The sequence below is a fragment of the Azospirillum sp. FG154 genome, from assembly GCF_057809575.1.
The window spans coordinates 232,466-249,343 of record NZ_JBMDKF010000003.1 but is presented as its reverse complement, the minus strand read 5'-3'; the positions used below and the strand labels follow the sequence as shown (position 1 = coordinate 249,343).

At 63.7% G+C, this 16,878-nt stretch carries 19 protein-coding genes and 1 tRNA gene; 11 read left to right on the top strand and 9 right to left on the bottom strand.

Annotated features, from left to right (window positions below; translation table 11 throughout):
• Positions 1 to 261: 261 nt before the first annotated feature.
• Positions 262 to 335, bottom strand: a tRNA-Gln gene (locus tag ACODS4_RS05315).
• 637 nt (positions 336 to 972) lie between these two features.
• Between ACODS4_RS05315 and ACODS4_RS05310 the strand changes: the two genes are divergently transcribed.
• The 3 genes from ACODS4_RS05310 to ACODS4_RS05300 all read left to right on the top strand — a co-directional run bounded on the left by ACODS4_RS05310 (position 973) and on the right by ACODS4_RS05300 (position 3,149).
• Positions 973 to 1,518, top strand: a complete 546-nt coding sequence (locus tag ACODS4_RS05310) for a hypothetical protein (protein ID WP_488861416.1) — start codon at positions 973 to 975, stop codon at positions 1,516 to 1,518.
• Positions 1,519 to 1,657: 139 nt separating this feature from the next.
• On the top strand, positions 1,658 to 2,488 hold the full coding sequence (locus ACODS4_RS05305; RefSeq protein WP_488861414.1) for a PDDEXK-like family protein: 831 nt from the start codon (positions 1,658 to 1,660) through the stop codon (positions 2,486 to 2,488).
• Positions 2,489 to 2,504: 16 nt separating this feature from the next.
• Positions 2,505 to 3,149 carry a hypothetical protein gene (locus ACODS4_RS05300; RefSeq protein ID WP_488861412.1) on the top strand — a complete coding sequence of 215 codons (645 nt, stop codon included), beginning with the start codon at positions 2,505 to 2,507 and terminating at the stop codon, positions 3,147 to 3,149.
• 17 nt (positions 3,150 to 3,166) lie between these two features.
• Here the strand turns inward: ACODS4_RS05300 and ACODS4_RS05295 are convergent, their stop codons facing one another.
• The 3 genes from ACODS4_RS05295 to ACODS4_RS05285 are packed head-to-tail and all read right to left on the bottom strand — an operon-like array spanning position 3,167 to position 4,155.
• Entirely contained in the window at positions 3,167 to 3,469 is a 303-nt protein-coding gene (locus ACODS4_RS05295; protein ID WP_488861410.1) for a hypothetical protein, read from the bottom strand.
• Positions 3,470 to 3,471: 2 nt separating this feature from the next.
• On the bottom strand, positions 3,472 to 3,768 hold the full coding sequence (locus tag ACODS4_RS05290; RefSeq protein ID WP_488861408.1) for a hypothetical protein: 297 nt from the start codon (positions 3,766 to 3,768) through the stop codon (positions 3,472 to 3,474).
• A gap of 36 nt (positions 3,769 to 3,804) precedes the next feature.
• Positions 3,805 to 4,155 carry a hypothetical protein gene (locus ACODS4_RS05285; protein WP_488861406.1) on the bottom strand — a complete coding sequence of 117 codons (351 nt, stop codon included), beginning with the start codon at positions 4,153 to 4,155 and terminating at the stop codon, positions 3,805 to 3,807.
• A 692-nt stretch (positions 4,156 to 4,847) separates the two neighbouring features.
• Here ACODS4_RS05285 and ACODS4_RS05280 point away from each other — a divergent pair.
• From ACODS4_RS05280 to ACODS4_RS05250, 7 genes are all read left to right on the top strand, one after another.
• Positions 4,848 to 5,219, top strand: coding sequence for a hypothetical protein (locus tag ACODS4_RS05280; RefSeq protein ID WP_488861405.1), 372 nt, complete (start codon positions 4,848 to 4,850; stop codon positions 5,217 to 5,219).
• Between the two features lie 4 nt (positions 5,220 to 5,223).
• The gene (locus tag ACODS4_RS05275; RefSeq protein WP_488861403.1) at positions 5,224 to 5,586 is read left to right on the top strand and encodes a hypothetical protein; all 363 of its coding nucleotides are present in this window, start codon (positions 5,224 to 5,226) and stop codon (positions 5,584 to 5,586) included.
• The gene (locus ACODS4_RS05270; RefSeq protein WP_488861401.1) at positions 5,583 to 6,101 is read left to right on the top strand and encodes a hypothetical protein; all 519 of its coding nucleotides are present in this window, start codon (positions 5,583 to 5,585) and stop codon (positions 6,099 to 6,101) included. Before ACODS4_RS05275 ends, ACODS4_RS05270 begins: the two co-directional genes overlap by 4 nt.
• On the top strand, positions 6,098 to 6,325 hold the full coding sequence (locus ACODS4_RS05265; protein ID WP_488861399.1) for a hypothetical protein: 228 nt from the start codon (positions 6,098 to 6,100) through the stop codon (positions 6,323 to 6,325). Before ACODS4_RS05270 ends, ACODS4_RS05265 begins: the two co-directional genes overlap by 4 nt.
• Before the next feature lie 75 nt (positions 6,326 to 6,400).
• The gene (locus ACODS4_RS05260) at positions 6,401 to 8,134 is read left to right on the top strand and encodes a DEAD/DEAH box helicase (RefSeq protein WP_488861397.1); all 1,734 of its coding nucleotides are present in this window, start codon (positions 6,401 to 6,403) and stop codon (positions 8,132 to 8,134) included.
• Positions 8,135 to 8,272: 138 nt separating this feature from the next.
• Entirely contained in the window at positions 8,273 to 8,626 is a 354-nt protein-coding gene (locus tag ACODS4_RS05255) for a hypothetical protein (protein WP_488861396.1), read from the top strand.
• A 186-nt stretch (positions 8,627 to 8,812) separates the two neighbouring features.
• Entirely contained in the window at positions 8,813 to 9,370 is a 558-nt protein-coding gene (locus tag ACODS4_RS05250) for a hypothetical protein (RefSeq protein ID WP_488861395.1), read from the top strand.
• Positions 9,371 to 10,140: 770 nt separating this feature from the next.
• Here ACODS4_RS05250 and ACODS4_RS05245 read toward each other — a convergent pair.
• Together ACODS4_RS05245 and ACODS4_RS05240 are read right to left on the bottom strand one after the other, a co-directional pair.
• Entirely contained in the window at positions 10,141 to 11,337 is a 1,197-nt protein-coding gene (locus ACODS4_RS05245) for an arabinose transporter (protein ID WP_488861393.1), read from the bottom strand.
• A 240-nt stretch (positions 11,338 to 11,577) separates the two neighbouring features.
• A complete protein-coding gene (locus ACODS4_RS05240) occupies positions 11,578 to 12,399 on the bottom strand; it encodes an isocitrate lyase/PEP mutase family protein (RefSeq protein WP_488861391.1) in 822 nt (273 codons plus the stop codon).
• A gap of 73 nt (positions 12,400 to 12,472) precedes the next feature.
• Between ACODS4_RS05240 and ACODS4_RS05235 the strand changes: the two genes are divergently transcribed.
• Complete coding sequence (locus tag ACODS4_RS05235) at positions 12,473 to 13,462, top strand: MYG1 family protein (protein WP_488861389.1); 990 nt, start codon at positions 12,473 to 12,475, stop codon at positions 13,460 to 13,462.
• 22 nt (positions 13,463 to 13,484) lie between these two features.
• Here the strand turns inward: ACODS4_RS05235 and ACODS4_RS05230 are convergent, their stop codons facing one another.
• The 3 genes from ACODS4_RS05230 to ACODS4_RS05220 all read right to left on the bottom strand — a co-directional run bounded on the left by ACODS4_RS05230 (position 13,485) and on the right by ACODS4_RS05220 (position 16,750).
• A complete protein-coding gene (locus ACODS4_RS05230) occupies positions 13,485 to 14,087 on the bottom strand; it encodes a hypothetical protein (RefSeq protein ID WP_488861387.1) in 603 nt (200 codons plus the stop codon).
• Between the two features lie 1,141 nt (positions 14,088 to 15,228).
• Entirely contained in the window at positions 15,229 to 15,495 is a 267-nt protein-coding gene (locus ACODS4_RS05225; protein ID WP_488861385.1) for a hypothetical protein, read from the bottom strand.
• 244 nt (positions 15,496 to 15,739) lie between these two features.
• Positions 15,740 to 16,750, bottom strand: a complete 1,011-nt coding sequence (locus ACODS4_RS05220; protein ID WP_488861383.1) for a hypothetical protein — start codon at positions 16,748 to 16,750, stop codon at positions 15,740 to 15,742.
• Positions 16,751 to 16,878: the final 128 nt, after the last annotated feature.

Below are 16,878 nucleotides of genomic sequence, written 5' to 3'. Positions count from 1 at the left end.
GCCAGCGCTGGGCGGCGAGGACAAGGCCGCCCAGCGCCCCCGCGTCACACGCGGTTTATGGAACGGCGGCGGTGGCGGCGGCCACTGATCCGACCACCGTTGATCTGTTGTCGGTAAGTTGGCCGTGAGCGGCGTGAAGCCGTCAAACCATGCGGCGCGCTACACAGACGACTGTAAAACCAGACGCCGCAAACGACAAAACCGCCAAACAGCCCCGGTCGGGGGCCTCGGCCAACTCTTGGATTTTCAAAGGGAAAAGGTTGGTTGGGGGACTAGGATTCGAACCTAGGCTGGCGGAGTCAGAGTCCGCTGTCCTACCGCTAGACGATCCCCCAGACCGTCACCAAAAGAATCAATGACTTCCCGTCGAACTCTTCTGGGACAACAAACCTACTAAAACCACCACCTTCGCTGGCGTGGGGCACGTTGTGAGCTAGATCGGCAGCTGCGTCAAGATGTGCTTTCTATGACGATCCAGGGACCATTTGCACGTCGGGGCGGGCGCTTGGCTCGATGTAATGGCGCCGGACCAAGTGGTCGGCGCCCTGTTCATCAGGCGGATTGCCGGACGCGATGCTGTTCGCCGCCTGCGGACCATGCGGCGGCGCCGATTCGGCCGTTCATGGGAAGCGTGCTGGATCAGCAGTGGTGGCTAACCGTTTCAGCCTGCTTCAGCGGCAAGGGGGCTCCAGCTCAACGTAGACGCTCCTGTCGTCGCAGCATGAGCAGCGAAAGCGCAGTTCCTCGACCGCGGTCTTGCCACCCTGGGGCGCTGTTATGCCCAGCGCGACCACAGGGATGGAGCCATGACCGGAGGTGGCGCCGAGGCCGCAGTCTGCGGCGCTTCCAATGCACCTGGACCGCGGGCGATCACAACAGGATGCGACATATGTCGCGTCGATCTGGCTCACGACAACCTGACCGCGCTGCATGTACCTTGGGCTCGGCCTTGTAGATCGTCAGGAGAAGGCGATGCTTCGCTCGCTGCTCATAGTTGGTGCCCTTATCTTCACCCTTTGGGTCACTGTTCCGGCCGCCGCCGGTGATGCCGTGTCAGGATGGCAGGGGACGCGGTGGGGAATGTCCGCGGATGACGTGCTCGGGGCTGTGCCAGGCTCGAAGCGAATGGTGAAGCCGGAGAAGGACGGCTACGGCAACAGCCTCTTGCTGATGCTCGACAGCTACACGGTCGCCCAGCACGACTTTCTCATGAAGTTTTGGTTCGACAAGGGCGGCGGATTGTACTCGCTCGGTATGCTCGATAAGTCGAGTGACGGCCGTGGCTGCCTGGAAGCCTACTATAATTTCACCGACATGCTCATCTCCCGATACGGAGCGCCCGCGTCCTCGAAGGAGGAGCGGAACACCGTCTCTTCCTCGTTCTCCCGCCTCTGGGTGCTTGGCCCCACCCGTATCGAGCTTACCTGCATACTGCTGCCCGGCGCGAAGAAAGAGCTCAAGGGGCAGTTCACGGTCACCTACTCGGGAATCGATACGGCGGAAGCCTCGAAGCTGTAGGCCGCACGGAGTTGAAACGAGTTCGTACATGGAATTGGCGGCGTTCGGAAGGGCAATGAGCGTGTGATGGATACCGAGTGCTTGCCGGGGTTGATTGTGATCGTTATTCTGCAACCAAATTCGCGTCCAGGGACTCAGGATGAACGGAGAGGATGGCGAGGCTTTAGGACCTCCGGCGGTATTGGAGTTGGCGGCATTCTTCAATCAGCTTCGCCCGGTCATGGTCGATGAGCGCCCGCTCCTTGCCGAGCAACTTCCCGCCGTGTTCGACACATTGCGCGGGCTTAGCTTTGGTCACGCTGGACCTGAACTGCCCAGAGCGCAATTCCGAGTGGGGCAGACGTCTTCCTTGATAAGCTGGTTTGGAGAATTGCGAGGCCCGCTCACCAACTGCTGGGACGCGGGGCTGTTTGGCAACCCATGGGCCGCAGCTGCGCTCCGGCGGGATGAAGTGCGCAACGCTTCAGTGTTGGCGTGGTTCTTGGACCCGAGGGGCGGCCACGGGTGCGGCGATGCCCTTCTGATATCTCTCCTCGACCGCATACGACGTCACCTGCCGGGCTTCCCGGAACGGCCATCGCTCCGCTGCACTGTGGCTGTCGAGGAGTGCCCGGACGGATCAAGAGCCAACCGTGTCGACATCCAGGTGGATGACCCGACTTTCATCGTCGTTGTCGAGGTGAAGATCGATGCCCCGGAACAGCCGGGCCAATTGGAGCGCTACTGCCGGATCGCTGCCGAAAGGGCATGCGGCAGACCCTGGGCTATCGCGCTTCTGACGCCTGATGGACGGCCACCGGTAACAGCTGGTGAATACGGCGGATACGTCGTCCCGTTTGCTTGGTCGATGATCGCCACAGGGCTGCGTCGGGCAGTTTCCGCAAAAGGTCGAACTTTAGAAGGTCGCGCGCCTGCGGGCGTCCCGCATTTCCTGGCGACCACATTCGCCAGTCACGTCACTAACTTCTGAACGGGAGACCCGCACGATGGATGCGGACGATTGCAAAGCCGGAGCTATCATTCTCAAGGACTTGGCTCTGTTCAACAGGGCAGCCATATTCTTCGAGACACAGATCGAACCGCTGATTCGCACCGAGATCGGGCAGGTTGTGTCCTCCTGGCTGGAGGCTCACAACTGGTCAGGAGAGAGCGATGTCTCCGAGCAGCTTGAGGGTCTGTGGGTGGCTCCACGCCATTGGATGGCGCCCGAGGAGAGCGAATGGTACGCTTGGTTTCAATTTCGCTACCGTGCTAATTCAGACACCAGTTCCTACGAGATAGCCGACCTGTTCGGGTCGGGCCAAGCCGACTGGGGGCTTCGTTTTGAGGTCGGCCACGGCTGGTTCGGGGGAAAGACAGCGTGGAACGCTTATGCCAAGGGACTGGTTGAGCTTGGCCAGCAACTCGATGGGCGTGGTTGGGTTCACGAAGGCAAGGGCGTTTTCTTCCGCCCGGTGGTGTTACCCGCCGACAAGTTGGCCTCAGCCTGGGAGAACGAGGACTGGGTAGAGGCACTGGCGCCGCTGAAGCGGGCGCTGGATACCCTAGTGGATGATCTACAGATCTTTGACGTTATCGTAAACGGAGCCAAGGTCAAAGCCGAGAAGGCGGAAGCCGCTATGGAGCGTTAAATTTGGTCTACTTCAGCTTACTCTTTGTGCTTGTCGCGCTGCGGACGGATCTGCTCGATGGCGTAGGTGGTGAGCGTCTCGCCGAACAGCAGGCTGCTGGCGGCCCGGCGTAGCAGCGGCTCGGGCGTCGTGCTCAGCGCATCCTGGATGCCGAGGCGCAGGCCGTTGAGTCGCATCTCGTTCGTGTCCTGGGTACGCCGGATCAGCGGGCAGAAGGCGGGGCTCCCGCCAAGATTGTTCCGCACGCGGTGTCGGCGCGAGACCTCGCCTGCCTCTGCATGGTATGCGGCAGGGTCCAGGAGATCGACGTAGTTGCCCATAGTCAGGTCGGGCGGCTCGAGCTGTGGCCGGTGAGCCACTCGTACAGGTACCAAGCCCGCCGGTTGGTGCTGCCGGTGGGGGCCGCGAGCACGTAGCTCCTGAGCCTGCCGCCGAACTCCGCGAAAGCGGCCTTGAGGACTGGAAGGTTCAGCGGCCCGTGCTTCTGCGCGAAGTCGAGGTGCGCTGTGACGCTGTCCTCCGGTGCTTGGCGAGCGTCGATGATGCGCCACTCGCCGATCTCGGTCTGGCGGGTGTGGGTGTCGAAGGTCGCCCCGGAAGGCGTCGTCACGCAGGGCATCGGCCTCGGTCTCCAGAACATCGTCGATGCCATCGCTCAGGTCGACGGTGTCCAATTCAGGTTCTCGGACTTGCCGTCGTCAACGAGGACGTTGGTCGAAGCTCGGGTGTCGTGTCTTGCCGTCCTGGACGTAGGCGGCCACAGCAGCCACGACCTCGTCGAGCGTGTAGCCGTAGTCATCGCCCCGTAGTTTTTGCCGAAGCGGTCGATGATAGAGAACGTGTCCGCCTCGCACCCGTCGTATCCGGAAATGATACCCGCAACGACGCCGTTCACCTTGACCCACACGAGGTTGTAGTCCGCATCCACCGACGCCTCTGTGATGCCGTGCGCCGCCAAGGCTGCCACGATCGCATCGGCCTGCGTCCCGCTCTCGACCATTTCCATGCCGCCCTCCTAGCGTCACGTCATTGTGTAAGCTCTTGTCGGACAAAAATTTATTTCATGACATATGACCGGATCTATCGCTATCCACAATGGATTAGTTGGGAAAAACGCCATCATGCTTGTGTGTTGCTCAAAAAAATTTTCTGGCGCGATCACTCATACAATACAGTGACTTGGATTTTTGATGCGTCTTGTTTGTCAAATAAAAGGTAACGTTACTTTTTCTTTTGAGTTGCGCGAGCGGTATGGGGCGACTACCTTTTAAGTACTTGCGGTTGGCGACCCTGCTGTGAAAACACCGGACATCAGGTCTGACGGTGCTCTCAAAGTAGGCAGCAATCCGGCAGGTCGCCGTACCTGCTGAGGAGTTGGGCTCGACGGGCAAACGCTCGTTGCGGCTGTCGCACGCAAGGCGTGTATCGTCGTGCTCGCTGAGGCCCCGGTGATGCGGGCCTGGCGGGAACAGCCAGTTAACCATCAACCAAGCCCGCACCATGCCTCACAAACGCCGCATACCGACGTTCGCCCGTTCCGTGGACGCACCGTTCGTCCTGGCAATGCAGTCGGCCCCGCTCAGCCTGTTGATGAGCCTGTCACTCAATGCGGCAGCTCTGTCGCCTGTCACTGCGCGGGGTGGTCATGCCCTTCCGTGCGAGGGCGGCACCCGTCGTCAGCGCGTGGAGGGCTGAGGCATGCCTATTGTTCTCCATGCCGCGACCGCATGCGATGGGAACCAGTACCTCGTCGTCGACACGACCCCGCCGATGGTTTGTGCCTGGTACGTCAGTCGCCGCCTCGACGTCGTCGAGACCGACGGGTCCGCATACTACCGGATCAATGGCCGCAACGTCCTGCGGCGTCTCCAGAGCGTGCAGTACGACGACATCCGCAGCCTAGCGGTGGACGCTGCGTACTGCGCCATGATCGCGCTTCTGAGCGCGACGGCTGACGAACTGGCCGCCAAACACCGTCCCGGTAGCGACGTGCCGCCGGGCGCGATCGAAGTGACGGCTGATGCCCTGGACGCCGCAGCCCGCGTGGCGGCCGAGATGAAGAAGGGTTGACCCCATGAGCAACATCAACATCGCATCCCCTCGTGTTGCCTGGGAGATGTGGCGCGCCCGCCTGGGCGACCTTTCGACGCTCTCACTCGCCCGGGCGTTCGTCTACGCCGCTGGCTGCGGCTGGGCGCGCGGCGAACTCCTGGACGGGGTGATCACGTCTGAGGACGACGCCATTGAGGTCCTACGGACGCGGAGCCTGTACGTGGCTCTCACCTACGGATGCCCCACGTCTGAGATTCCCGCCGCAGACGCCGCCGAGATCAAGGCGTCCTTGGCCCTGGCTCCAACGGCTTGGCAGGCGCGAACGCAACACGGCAGCCTGCGCGCGCACCTGCGCGCTGTCGGGACCGGCGGAGGCGTAGAATGAGCCATGTCATTAACGTCCCGGCCGATACCCTGATTGCAGGTCTGCGCCAGCGCCGCGATGAGTTGGCCGAGCAGTTGGCTCGGCTGGAACGGACGCAGCAAACGGTCGCCCACGATCTGGATGCACTTGAACAGGCAATGCAGGTCATCGGTGGGCAGCGTAGTCGCGCAGCGACGCCTGCTGTGGCGTCTCAGGCGCTTCCGCCTTCTGCTTCGCCACCGGCTCGTGTCGGTGCTGTCGGCCGTCGCCGTGGCGACCTGCCTGCCGTCATTCGCCGTGTGCTCGCTGAGTACGCCTCCCTCGGTGCGCTGACCACGGCTGATGTCGTGGAGGCCGTACACGAACACATCCCGCCGACCGTGGCGAACAAGGACCGTATCGGGAACTGCCTCAATCAGCTGGCACGGATCGGCATGGTCACGGGCAAGCCAAGCGGGGCGAACAGCCGCATGTACGAATGGAGCCTGACTGACAAGGGCCGTGCTGCCGTCCAGCCCGAGGGAGGCAGCGTATGAGCCGCCGCGAGTTCCGGAAGGCGACAACTGGCCTCCGCGTCGTCATCGAAGTCGGCGTCGTGGTCGGTAACGCGGGGGCGCAGCTGGTGGCCGTCGAACTCTGCGAACACCCTGATCTCTGGCACTGGGCTGTGCGCTCACTCCCCGACGGCGGCGTCCTGCGCATCGGCAGTGCGACGACAGAGAGCGCCGCTCGGATGGTTGCAACGGGAGGCATGCAATGAGCCCTCAGGAGCATCTTTGCCGTCCAACCACACGTCAGCCGCTTTCCGTCAACCTCTGCATCGTACGGTGACATCATGAACCTGAACTACAACGCGGGCACGGGCCGTTGGGAATGCCAAACCGAGTTTTCAGAGCGCGACCTGCCGAAGAATGCTGGCTTCCGCTGGGCGCCCGCGCCCCTGAAGCACTGGTGGACGACGGACCCGCTGATCGCGGTCAAGCTCGCAGACCATGCCGACCAGATGACGGCTACCGGACTGCGGGCGGCGGCGGCCGCTGCAACGGCTCTTAAACAGGCTTCGGCGGCTGCGTCGCGGGCGACGGATGCCAACGTCGAGATCCCCGTTCCGGCCGGGCTGTCCTATCTGCCGTACCAGAAGGCTGGTATCGCCTACGCGATGGCGCGCAAGGACGTCCTGATCGCGGACGAGATGGGTCTGGGGAAGACGATCCAGGCCATCGGCACGATGAACACGGAGCTTGCCGCTCGTGACCGCATGCGCGCGCTCATCGTTGGTCCGAAGATCGCGCGGATCAACTGGCGTGGGGAGCTCACCAAGTGGCTGATCAAGCCGCTCACCATCGGCATCGCGACGACGAAGGTGTGGCCGGATACGGATGTCGTTGTCGTGAACTACGATATCCTGTCCAAGCTCGCTGACCGGTTGCGTGCCGTGGAGTGGGATGTCGTTGTCTACGATGAGGCGCATGCGCTCAAGGACGAGAAGACCGCTCGAACCAAAGCCGCCCTGGGCGGCAAGGGGCAGTCGCCGATCCCGGCCAAGCGCCGGTTGTTTCTGACCGGCACGCCGATTTTGAACCGGCCCATCGAACTTTACCCGATGCTGCACGCGATGGGGCTACCGGAGGCGAGCGACTATTTCCGCTTTGCCAGCCGGTACTGCGAAGGGCGCCACACGCGGTTCGGGTTCGACGCCAGCGGCGCCAGCAATCTGAGTGAATTGCAGGACGTCCTGCGCCAGTCGGTGATGGTGCGCCGTCTCAAGGCCGATGTGCTGGGCGACCTGCCGGAGAAGCGGTTCTCCGTCGTCGAGCTTCCCTGCGACAGCCCGGCTCTCGGCAATGTCGTCGCCGCGGAGCGTGAGGCGCTCGAGCGCGCTGAGCATGAGGAGAAGCGCCTGCGTGCCGCGGTCGCCTCGGCCAAGGTGGGTGGCAACGAGGCCGCGTACCGGGCGGCCGTGGCCAACCTGAAAGCCGGTCGCAGCGCGGCGTTCAACGAGATGTCGCGTCTGCGGCACGACACCGCCCTGGCGAAGGTGCCGCAGGTCGTTGAGCATGTCGCCGATGTCCTCGGCTCGGTGCCTGATGCGGTGCTGGTCTTCGCCCACCACACCGACGTGATCGAGGGCATAGTGGCCGGTCTGCGCGGGGCGGGATACGAGCCTGCGGTGATCAGCGGCGCTACTTCTGACGCCGAACGGCAGCGCGCCCAAGATGACATTCAGGGCGGACGGAGGCGGGTCTTCATCGGTAGCATGCGGGCCTGTGGCGTGGCGATCACGCTGACGGCGGCGTCGACGGTCATCTTCGCCGAGCAGGATTGGACCCCCGGCATCATGAAGCAGGCGGAGGACCGTGCACACCGCATCGGGCAGCGCAATGCCGTGCTCGTGCAGCACCTTGTCCTGGACGGCAGCTTTGACGCCACGATGACGAAGAAGGTCGCGATGAAGGGCGATGTCATCGACGCCGCCCTGGACGAGGTCACCGATGACACGGACGACCCTTCCGTTTTGGGCGGCATGGATGCCGATCCGGACCGGTTGTGCCCGTCGATCGCGATGTAGCGCGTACCCCTTCGGCAGGCCAGCCCAGGCCATCCTCAGTCCTTCTGGCTGGCCTGCCGAAGAGCTCTATCAAGACTGCCGCCGGTTACGGGCGCGAACTCCCAATCATTTCTTCACAACCAGGTACAAGGGCTGAAGATGCGTCACTTTACTCAGGTCGCGGATCCTCTCGGCGGCTTCTCGAGATCTCAACTGGAGATAATCGACATTGCTCATTTTCGGTCGGAGAGTGAGTTCAAGCGACAGTTCGGGCGTGACCCGGATCACACCGCCACATCCGATGTTGGCGAGTGCTGGCGCTTATTCCTGGAAGAGCTCGAGATCATGTCTTCCAGCTTCGAATCCGCTGGTTACGAACTGCGAGGCCGGACCGAGGAAACCGAGGCACTGGTGGCGCACTACCGAACCGCCTGGGAGAAGGCGCGGCAAGACAGCGGTATCGCCACCCCGGTCGAGGACAGTCGAGCTTCGGTAATGGGCCATCGCTCCTGACACATCCCGGCGCCCGCCGAGATGGCGACATCACCATGTCAGCGGGTATTCGTCGAATTATTTCTTCTATTCCGCGATGCCAGCTCAGCGACATCGACTGAGTATTTGGCTTGCTCCTCCGTGCCGCCGCCCAGGCACTAGATCGAATATTCTGGGTGCAGATCCCAAAACTGAAAGGAAGACAAGATGTCGGACCTCAACTTCATTGCCCGTGTGTACTTGAGCGGCAAAGCGCTTGAGGAGGCTGGGGCCTACAGCGATGAAGCGCAGGACGCGGTCCTGAGCGCCGTCTTCGATGTGGTTCACGTTTGGTCTTCCAATGAGGACGCTATCGTCGATTGCTACTGCGAAATGGCCGAGGCGGACACCTTCGACCACTCGATCAGTATCGACCATGATTCGGAAGAAGAGGATGAAGCCTCAAGCCTGCTCAGCGATTTGCGCGAACTGGTCGGCCAAGCGATCGAGGAAGCGCTCGAGGCCGCCGACTGGGAAGACGAGGCAGAAGAATTGACCAAGGGCGAGCCGGACTATGACTCTGGCTGCTACTACAACGGTACCGGCGTCGAGGTGTGGCCGAACGCAGTGCGCTTCACCACCTTGCCGGTCAATGGCGGGCGCACCGAAAGGGTCGTCAGCATTGGTGACGACACCTATGCCGCGATTGAGGCCATCATGGACCGCTACGCCTATGGCGACGCGAACCGCGTCATCGAGGTCCAGCAGCTGCTTAGAAAGGACTGATCACGGTCCCAAGGCTGGCGACGCTACTCAAGATCTTGGGGTAGCGGGGCCGCACGACCAGATGATCAGCCACCAGCCGAGAAAGCGCTGGGAGCTGATCAATGGACGTTCCTTCGACGGTGCGCCGACATGGCGACCTCAACATGTCGGCGCACCGTCGCCCGTTGGTCCGCCGGTGTCGGCGGGTGGTGAGGCATCGACGTATTGCGGTCATCGTGTCGTCGGATGTCTTTCCCAGCGGGCGACGGAGAACCATGAGCTTGTTGGGAAGCCCTGAAAGCCCATGCTTCCCTTGGGTCCGCGATAGCTTTGGTCGAGGTCATCACCTTGGCGGGAGCAGGATCGTTGAGGTCACGGAGACGCGGATCATAACCGGTTGACCCGCCCAGGGCGGCGCATGGTGACGTACTCACATGGCGGCCCCAACACGTCGGCGCGCCGTCGCCTCGGCGTGCGCCGGGATAACCGGGGTGGCTTCATTGGGCCGGGAATACCTCACGGAGTACGGGAGCAGGCTGAGGGCAAGGGCGTCTTGACCATCACCTTGGTCCGCCAGCGGTAGCTGGAGGCGGCTGAAGTGTTTTTGCCTGCACGACACGCCCCCTGCGTGCCCGAAGCACTGGAGCGCGCGCTCGGCGACGCGGCGGCTGCCCCACTGGTTCTCCAAGTGGCACCGGAGATTTGGGCCGCTTCATTGAGGGACGGCAGCTGGCGGGGGGCTGAGTTACCGCCCCGCTTGGCCGCCGTGGCCGCGTGTGCCGGAGGAGCTTCTACGCCGGTTGCTTGACGGTCGCTGGCCGTGTCCGGCGGAGATGGAGTGCGGTCAGGAGGCCAACCAAGGCCGCGGCACTGCCCATCAGGAAGATGCTGCCATAACCAGCCCGGTCGGCGAGCAGCCCGGCCACGGGGCCGGTCAGGCCGTAGGCCACGTCCTGAAACGCCGCGAACGCGCCGAGGGCGGTTCCACGAAGGTGCGGCTCCACGATATGGACGACCTCCCGGCCCATGGATGGGAAGACCAGCGAGCAGCCAAGGCCCGTCAGGAAGGCCCCAGCCAGCGCCAGCAACGGATCGTTTGCGCTCCAGACCAGCAGTTGGCCGACGGTCTCGACCGAAAGCGATCCGATAGCCACAGGCAGGCCGCCGATGCGGTCCGGGAGATGGCCAAGGGTAAAGCGAACGAGGACGAATCCGGTGCCGAAGGCGGTCAGGCCGAGCCCGGCGAAAGGCCAACCCTCGCGGACGAAGTGGAGGGAGAGGAAAGCGCCGATCGCAGCAAAGCCGATGCCCTGGAGGCAGACGACGGAGCCTTGCATCCATATCCGGCCGAGCACGCTCCGGAATGGCGGGCGTTCGGCATTCGGATGGGCGGCGACACCCTCTATCCTGCTGACGGCCAGCAGGCCGAGGGCGGGCAGCAGGGCGCTGACCGCCATGGCACCGGAGAAGCCGAGCCCGTCGAGGAGCGCCAGGCCCACCGGGCCGCCCGCCGCGAAAGCGCCGTAGAGTGCGGCGCCGATCAGCGCCAGCACCTTGCCTGCCCGCTGCGGGCCGACGATGCCGATGCCCCAGGCCACAACGCCGACACCGGCCAAGCTCTCGCCGAGGCCGATGAGCAGGCGTCCCAGGACGAGTAGGCAGAATGCCTGCCACGGCAGGTGGGACAGCAGTCCGGCTACCATAGAGACCAGCCCGCCCGCCACGTAGAAGACCAATCCCCGGCTGACGGCGAGCTTGGCACCCCGCCGGTCCGAGAGGGTTCCGGCGAACCCGCGGGTGAGGATGGTTGCGAGGAAGGCGCTGCCGACGCCCAGCCCGGCCCAGACGTTGCCGAGGCCGAGATCCCCGGCCACAAAGAGCGGGATCACGGGCAGGGAGATGGCGACGCAGAGATAGGAGATGAAAAGAACGACGGCGAGGATGATGAGGCGGCCTTGAGCCGCATCGCGCGCCGGTTGGGGACCCATGGTGGTTCTCCACGCTGGTCCTCGATCGACGGGCCGTCCGACAACGCGAACGCGCTCCGATCGACGAGGATCGTTGAGCGCGTTGGTTGACGTTAAACGCTTACGGCCAGTGCGACTGGCAATACGGGCACGATTACTGGAAGCGGTCGGAAAAGGCAACCCGGAAGTCTGACGAGCCAGACAAGCAGGATTTAGAGGTGACGTGTGGCCAGTGGCGTCAGTGCTGGCGAACCAGGCAGGTCAAACACTGCGACCGAAGATGTCGTTGAGTTGCTTGTTCGATGTGCCGGATGCGAGCCCCTCGAACGATCCCGCCTTCATCGCCTCCGCCATGCGCATGACCGCGCCCCAGGCCGCCCGCGCCAGCCCGCCGCCGACGCTGATCCGCCGCACACCGAGATCGGCGATCTCAGCCTGGGTGGCGTCCGGGCGCATCACAAGCAGGTTGACCGGCTTGGGCGCCACGGCGCGGACCATGCTCGCGATGTCGGCTTTCTCGATCACGCCGGGCGCGTAGAGGCAATCGGTGCCCGCATCGGCGAAAGCCACCAACTTGTCGATCGCCTCGGATACCCGCGTGGGATCGCTGAGCAGGATTTCAGTGCGTGCCACCAGGACGACATCCTCGCCGGTCCGGTCGATGGCGGCGCGAGCGGTTCGGATGCGTTCGACGGAAGTGGCGGTATCGTAGAAGCTAGGTTTGCCATCGGCGCGGATGTCCTCGATCGATAGGCCCGCGACACCGGCGTCGACCGCGAGCCGAACATTCGCAGCCAATTCCTCAAGATCATGGGCGAAGCCGGATTCGAAATCGGCGTTCACCGGGAGGTCCGTGGCGAGAACGAGGCTCCCAAGATGCTCCAGGACATCGTCGAGTTCGATGCCGTTTTCGGGGCGGCCCTGCGACCAGGAATAGCCTGAACTCGTCGATGCCAGGGCGCTGAAGCCCATGTGCTCCATCATCCTGGCACTGCCGACATCCCAGGGGTTGGGCAGGATGAAGCAGCCCTCCTCATGAAGCGCACGGAAAGCCTCACGCTTTTCTGCGATGGTGCGGGCCATGGGTCATCTCCTAAAAGGGGGCTGTAAGACGCGGATTTTGAGGGCTGTCCTGGAATCCATCTGGAGGAAAACCATGACGAAGAGCCTTCGGCTTGTCACCCACAGCGGCTCGTTCCACTGCGATGAGGTGCTGGGCTACGCCATCTTGCGCCGCGCCCTGCCGCCCGAGGCGCTGGCTGCCTCCAGTCTGATGCGCACCCGCGACCAGAGCGTTATCGAGGCCGCCGACATAGTCTGGGATGTCGGTGGAGTCTTCGACCCCGCGCGGGGGCGCTTCGACCACCACCAGCGCGGTGCCCCGGTGCGTCCCGACGGGGCGCCCTACTCCTCAGCGGGCCTGTTGTGGGCCGCCTACGGCCGTGATGCGGTGCGCGCCATCCTGGCGGGGCGCGGCGGCGAGGATGTCGTCGGGAAGATCTGGACGGAGATGGACGAGCATGTAATTCGCCTCGTCGACCTGGCTGACAACGGCCAGCGCCCCATCCCTGACTTCGGCGACGAGAGCCTCGACCGGGCGGCCCGGGTCGCTGACGGGATGGCCCTGCCGTCCCTGGTCGAGGTCCTGAACCTGCCTTGGGATGCCGACCCGGCCGACCGGCCTCGGGCTGAGGACGAGCGCTTCGCCCGGGCCGCCGAGATCGCGGGCGCCTTCCTCGACGGCCGCGTCGAGCAAATACGAGCTCGCATCGCCGCCCGCGACATCGTGCTGGAGGCGCATGCCCGCTCGGCCGACCCGCGCGTGCTGGAGCTCGACCGCGGCATACCCTGGCAGGGACCGGCGCATGACGCAGATCTGCCGGTGTTGTTCGCGGTCTACCCCGACAAGGGAAGCGATGCCTGGATGGTCGGCTGTATGCCGCCGGAGCCGGGCAGCTTCGCCCAGAAGCGGCCGCTGCCCGAGGCATGGGCGGGCTTGCGCGACGCCGAACTCGCCCGCACATCTGGCGTACCGGACGCCGTGTTCTGCCACCTGAACCACTTCATCGCCGCCGCCCGCTCGCGCGAGGGCGCGCTGGCGATGGCACACATTGCCCTCGGCCCTGCCGCCGAACCGACCGCGTAGGAGGTGAGCATTGAGCGGTTGCTTACTCCGTCCGGCGCCTCGTCCGTATCCGCTTTGCCTGCTCCCAATGGCGCTCCGGGTCAAATGCCGCCTCCCGCCAATGGTCACGCCATTTGACGTACCTGGGGCAGGCATACGCAAGCGCGGCCTCCAGTTGCCCATACCGGAACAGGCAGCTGTCGGCCATGCTGACGAGCAGCGGATTTGGATGCATGCGTCCTTCTGGATCTCCCTTCAACAGGGCAGCCACAGCCTCCTCCTCGGCGCCTGGTCCGAGTTCCTGGGCCAGCAGGGCGAGCGCCATGGCGGCGGAGCGGCTGACGCCCATCTGGCAATGGACCACGAGCAAACCTTCCGGGGCCTGCTCGGCAATCCTGCGCCCGAACTCTAGCGCTTCGGCGACATGGTCGATGACCGGGCCGCGGTAGGGGCCAAAGGCCGGGATGGCAATGTCGTCGAACCGCTGCACCAGCACGGCGTCCACCTCGCCGCCGGTGGCCTGCGCCAAGGCAAGATCCAGGTTCTCGGCATCATGTTCTGCCGACGGTTTGATTGAGATGATCCCCTCGGCGCCTTCAGCCTCCCCGCGCTCGACGGCCACCCATGACAGCACACGAATTTTCATTCTACCCGCCAGCGTTCTCACCAAGACATGCGTTCGGAACCGATAACCATCAATCCTGCCGAATGACCAGACTTGCTGTTGCCTCGAGAAGCACGGATCGCCAATCTGCCTACGCAGCCCTCGGCATCCGCGTGGCCTCCAGCCTCTCCACGGCCTTGCCGACGTATCGCCTAACGTCACGCCCAGTGTAGCGGAAGGACGCCTCGAGGCGCTGGAAGACGCTGGCCTCGTCGCGGGCGGCGCTCAGCCAGTTGAAGGCCCCTTCGATGATCGCCGAGGTGGCAGGGAAGGACAATGCGGCAGAGACCGGGGGATCGAACAACCTCTTCCGTCAACTGCGGGCCTTCGCCAACGTCGGCTGCCGCCATCCCGACGGCGAGGGGCTCGCGCCAGGATCAAGCAGATCTCTCGGCTCGTGGCCCACGACGACCCGATCGAAGGCGTGCCGATCTGCTGGGCCGTGTCGCAGGCGGCCAAGAGTTTCCTCACTACCGGCCGGTCCGCCGCGCCCCAATGTCGAGAGCCCGCCCGTCGCTGACTGTTCGGACCGTATCCGGGGAAAGTTCCCAGAGCGGGCGCGCCGCCGGAGCCAGGCTATGGCTTTCGTGGAGTACTACCAGGACAGGTTCGGGACGGCGTTACATAATTCGTGATCTACGCCTGCGCACAGTGGCGGCCGGTGCGCCGGGGCGGATGCTGCCTCCTGCATAGGCTCCGGCACATCGGCTGATCTACTTGCCGTCGCTTGGGAGGACGACGACCTGGGGCCTTCAACATGCCGTCGGCCCAGCGCTCGGTGATGTCGGCGACTGGTCAGGTGACGACCTCACCATGTCGTCGTGTCGGCGCACCGGCTGATGGCCTCGGATGCGGCCAAAGCGTTGTTTTCTCTGGTTTGGGGGTAGTGCCGACCGCGGCATCCGACGACGTGGTAACCTCACCATGTCGTCGCCACGGCTACTGGGAATGCGGTGATGCCAGCGGCCAGGAAGGTGCCGACACCACCATGTGGTCGGGTCAGCGGCCTCGATACCTAACCGGCCCTGGTCCAGTCCGTCTCGACGGTCAGCAGTGGCCTCACCACTCGAACGGGTTGCCGAAGAGGCGCGTGTGCTCACCATCCTCGTTCGGCCGCCCTCGCTCAATCATCCGGTGCTCGGCCGAGTTCAGAGCCCAGGGCACCGGAGACAGCCGTCAACGCATCCATGTGTGTCTCGGATCCGACCTCGGCGGCAAGAACCATCGAGCTCAGTGGCTCGAGTTCCGTATCCTCTGGGGCGGCCTCCAGCAGCGACCGCAGGCGCATCATCTCCTGCCGGTACGCCTGGTCACTCGGACGCGGCCAAGCATGGTCCGGCAGGCTGTCCGTCCAGATCATCGTCCTCAGAATTTCCCTGATCTCGCTCACCGCTGCCTCCTTCAGACCGACCTGGACGTCCTGACCGAATTATGGTCGCTTCGCAGGGCGGATCGTCGACGATCGAGGATAGGAGTGGTCGTTGGACCGTGTCGCGGCGAGGGCGACCCTCAAGGTGATGCACCGAGACGCAAAGGGCGGCGAAGGTGCCACCGCAGTCCAGGTGGCGTGCCCGCGCGGCCGACGCCAACACGTTCCCTGGCCAGCACGATCACTTGGCTGCTTCAGCCCGGATTTACGGGTTGGACAAGCGCTCCAGACGATGCTTCCGAAGTCCGTCATCCGGACCGCGTTCGTAGGCATCCACGAAGATCAGCTTCCGGAGCGAGCGGCCAGGGCCATGCGGCTGCATCTTGAAGTGTCCAGCCACAGACGACCGCCAGCCGAGTTGCCATCCGCCTTCTCCAAGGGACTGGCGACGGCCGAAGCGATCCGGGGGCGGTGTCAGGGTCTGGACAGCGAACAGGCTGGCCTTCTTATGGTGCTGACGGGCCTTGCGGGACGTCGCCATTTCCCGGGTCATGCGGGGGAGCTGACCACGCTGTGCGGCGTCCGCATGCTGTCGGTACAACGCCAGCAGGCTCAGGAAGCCCTCGACCTGCTCCGCCAACAGCCTTCTGTCGACATCGGCCGCGACGAGTCCCATGGCCTCTCCATCTCCGGCAACCCACATCAAGCGTCCGGAAATTCGGTTTGACCCGGGCGTACAGAGCACCGCTGATACCGCCAACCCAGCATGAGGGGATGGCTGGGTGAAAATCGCACGCACCCCCAAGTCGCCGACCAGCAGCGATCCATGAGGAAGGTCGACGTACCAGGATGCAGCCATCAGATCGCTATTAACCAAGGCGCTATGATCAGCCGGAGCCTTTGCGTTCGATAGCAGCGCGACGAGTTCACGGCTGGGCTGAACGGCAACAGTATTGAACCTTGGCTCCGTCTCCATACTCTGTTTCTTGTCGCTCAGGGACAAAGCGAACGGCCACAAGAACCGCGAAAAATAGCTCGAGTTACCAACAATATCATCAGGATCGAAAGTGATCGAACGAGCGTCCAAAACGCTGAGGCTCGCTTGGAGCGGCACGATCAACTGGAAAGCCTCGATGTCGATCAGCTTATCCATCCGGATGCCATAAAGTTCGCGCAACGTCGCCGCAACGAACTGACCGTTGGAATCTGCTTTGGCCGCAGCGCGAGTCCTTTCAGCATATCCAGAGATATACCAGTCAAGCCAAGTCTTTGACATGTCTCTGCCTCCTGCGCAAGGGCGCAGCTATTCCTTGACAGAGGATCCCGACAAAATAGTATCGCCGAGGTCGGACTATCAAAAGGTGTTACAGATTAGCTTGGTCAATCGTCCGCCGTTGCCGTCAA

Coding starts and splice junctions, on each gene's coding strand:
- ACODS4_RS05285 (WP_488861406.1), bottom strand. CDS start 4,155: ATGGAAATGGTCGAGAGCGGGACGCAGGCCGATGCGATCGTGGCAGCC.
- ACODS4_RS05295 (WP_488861410.1), bottom strand. CDS start 3,469: ATGGGCAACTACGTCGATCTCCTGGACCCTGCCGCATACCATGCAGAG.
- ACODS4_RS05290 (WP_488861408.1), bottom strand. CDS start 3,768: ATGCCCTGCGTGACGACGCCTTCCGGGGCGACCTTCGACACCCACACC.
- ACODS4_RS05235 (WP_488861389.1), top strand. CDS start 12,473: ATGACGAAGAGCCTTCGGCTTGTCACCCACAGCGGCTCGTTCCACTGC.
- ACODS4_RS05230 (WP_488861387.1), bottom strand. CDS start 14,087: ATGAAAATTCGTGTGCTGTCATGGGTGGCCGTCGAGCGCGGGGAGGCT.
- ACODS4_RS05240 (WP_488861391.1), bottom strand. CDS start 12,399: ATGGCCCGCACCATCGCAGAAAAGCGTGAGGCTTTCCGTGCGCTTCAT.
- ACODS4_RS05310 (WP_488861416.1), top strand. CDS start 973: ATGCTTCGCTCGCTGCTCATAGTTGGTGCCCTTATCTTCACCCTTTGG.
- ACODS4_RS05280 (WP_488861405.1), top strand. CDS start 4,848: ATGCCTATTGTTCTCCATGCCGCGACCGCATGCGATGGGAACCAGTAC.
- ACODS4_RS05260 (WP_488861397.1), top strand. CDS start 6,401: ATGAACCTGAACTACAACGCGGGCACGGGCCGTTGGGAATGCCAAACC.
- ACODS4_RS05250 (WP_488861395.1), top strand. CDS start 8,813: ATGTCGGACCTCAACTTCATTGCCCGTGTGTACTTGAGCGGCAAAGCG.
- ACODS4_RS05245 (WP_488861393.1), bottom strand. CDS start 11,337: ATGGGTCCCCAACCGGCGCGCGATGCGGCTCAAGGCCGCCTCATCATC.
- ACODS4_RS05305 (WP_488861414.1), top strand. CDS start 1,658: ATGAACGGAGAGGATGGCGAGGCTTTAGGACCTCCGGCGGTATTGGAG.
- ACODS4_RS05270 (WP_488861401.1), top strand. CDS start 5,583: ATGAGCCATGTCATTAACGTCCCGGCCGATACCCTGATTGCAGGTCTG.
- ACODS4_RS05265 (WP_488861399.1), top strand. CDS start 6,098: ATGAGCCGCCGCGAGTTCCGGAAGGCGACAACTGGCCTCCGCGTCGTC.
- ACODS4_RS05220 (WP_488861383.1), bottom strand. CDS start 16,750: ATGTCAAAGACTTGGCTTGACTGGTATATCTCTGGATATGCTGAAAGG.
- ACODS4_RS05300 (WP_488861412.1), top strand. CDS start 2,505: ATGGATGCGGACGATTGCAAAGCCGGAGCTATCATTCTCAAGGACTTG.
- ACODS4_RS05275 (WP_488861403.1), top strand. CDS start 5,224: ATGAGCAACATCAACATCGCATCCCCTCGTGTTGCCTGGGAGATGTGG.
- ACODS4_RS05255 (WP_488861396.1), top strand. CDS start 8,273: ATGCGTCACTTTACTCAGGTCGCGGATCCTCTCGGCGGCTTCTCGAGA.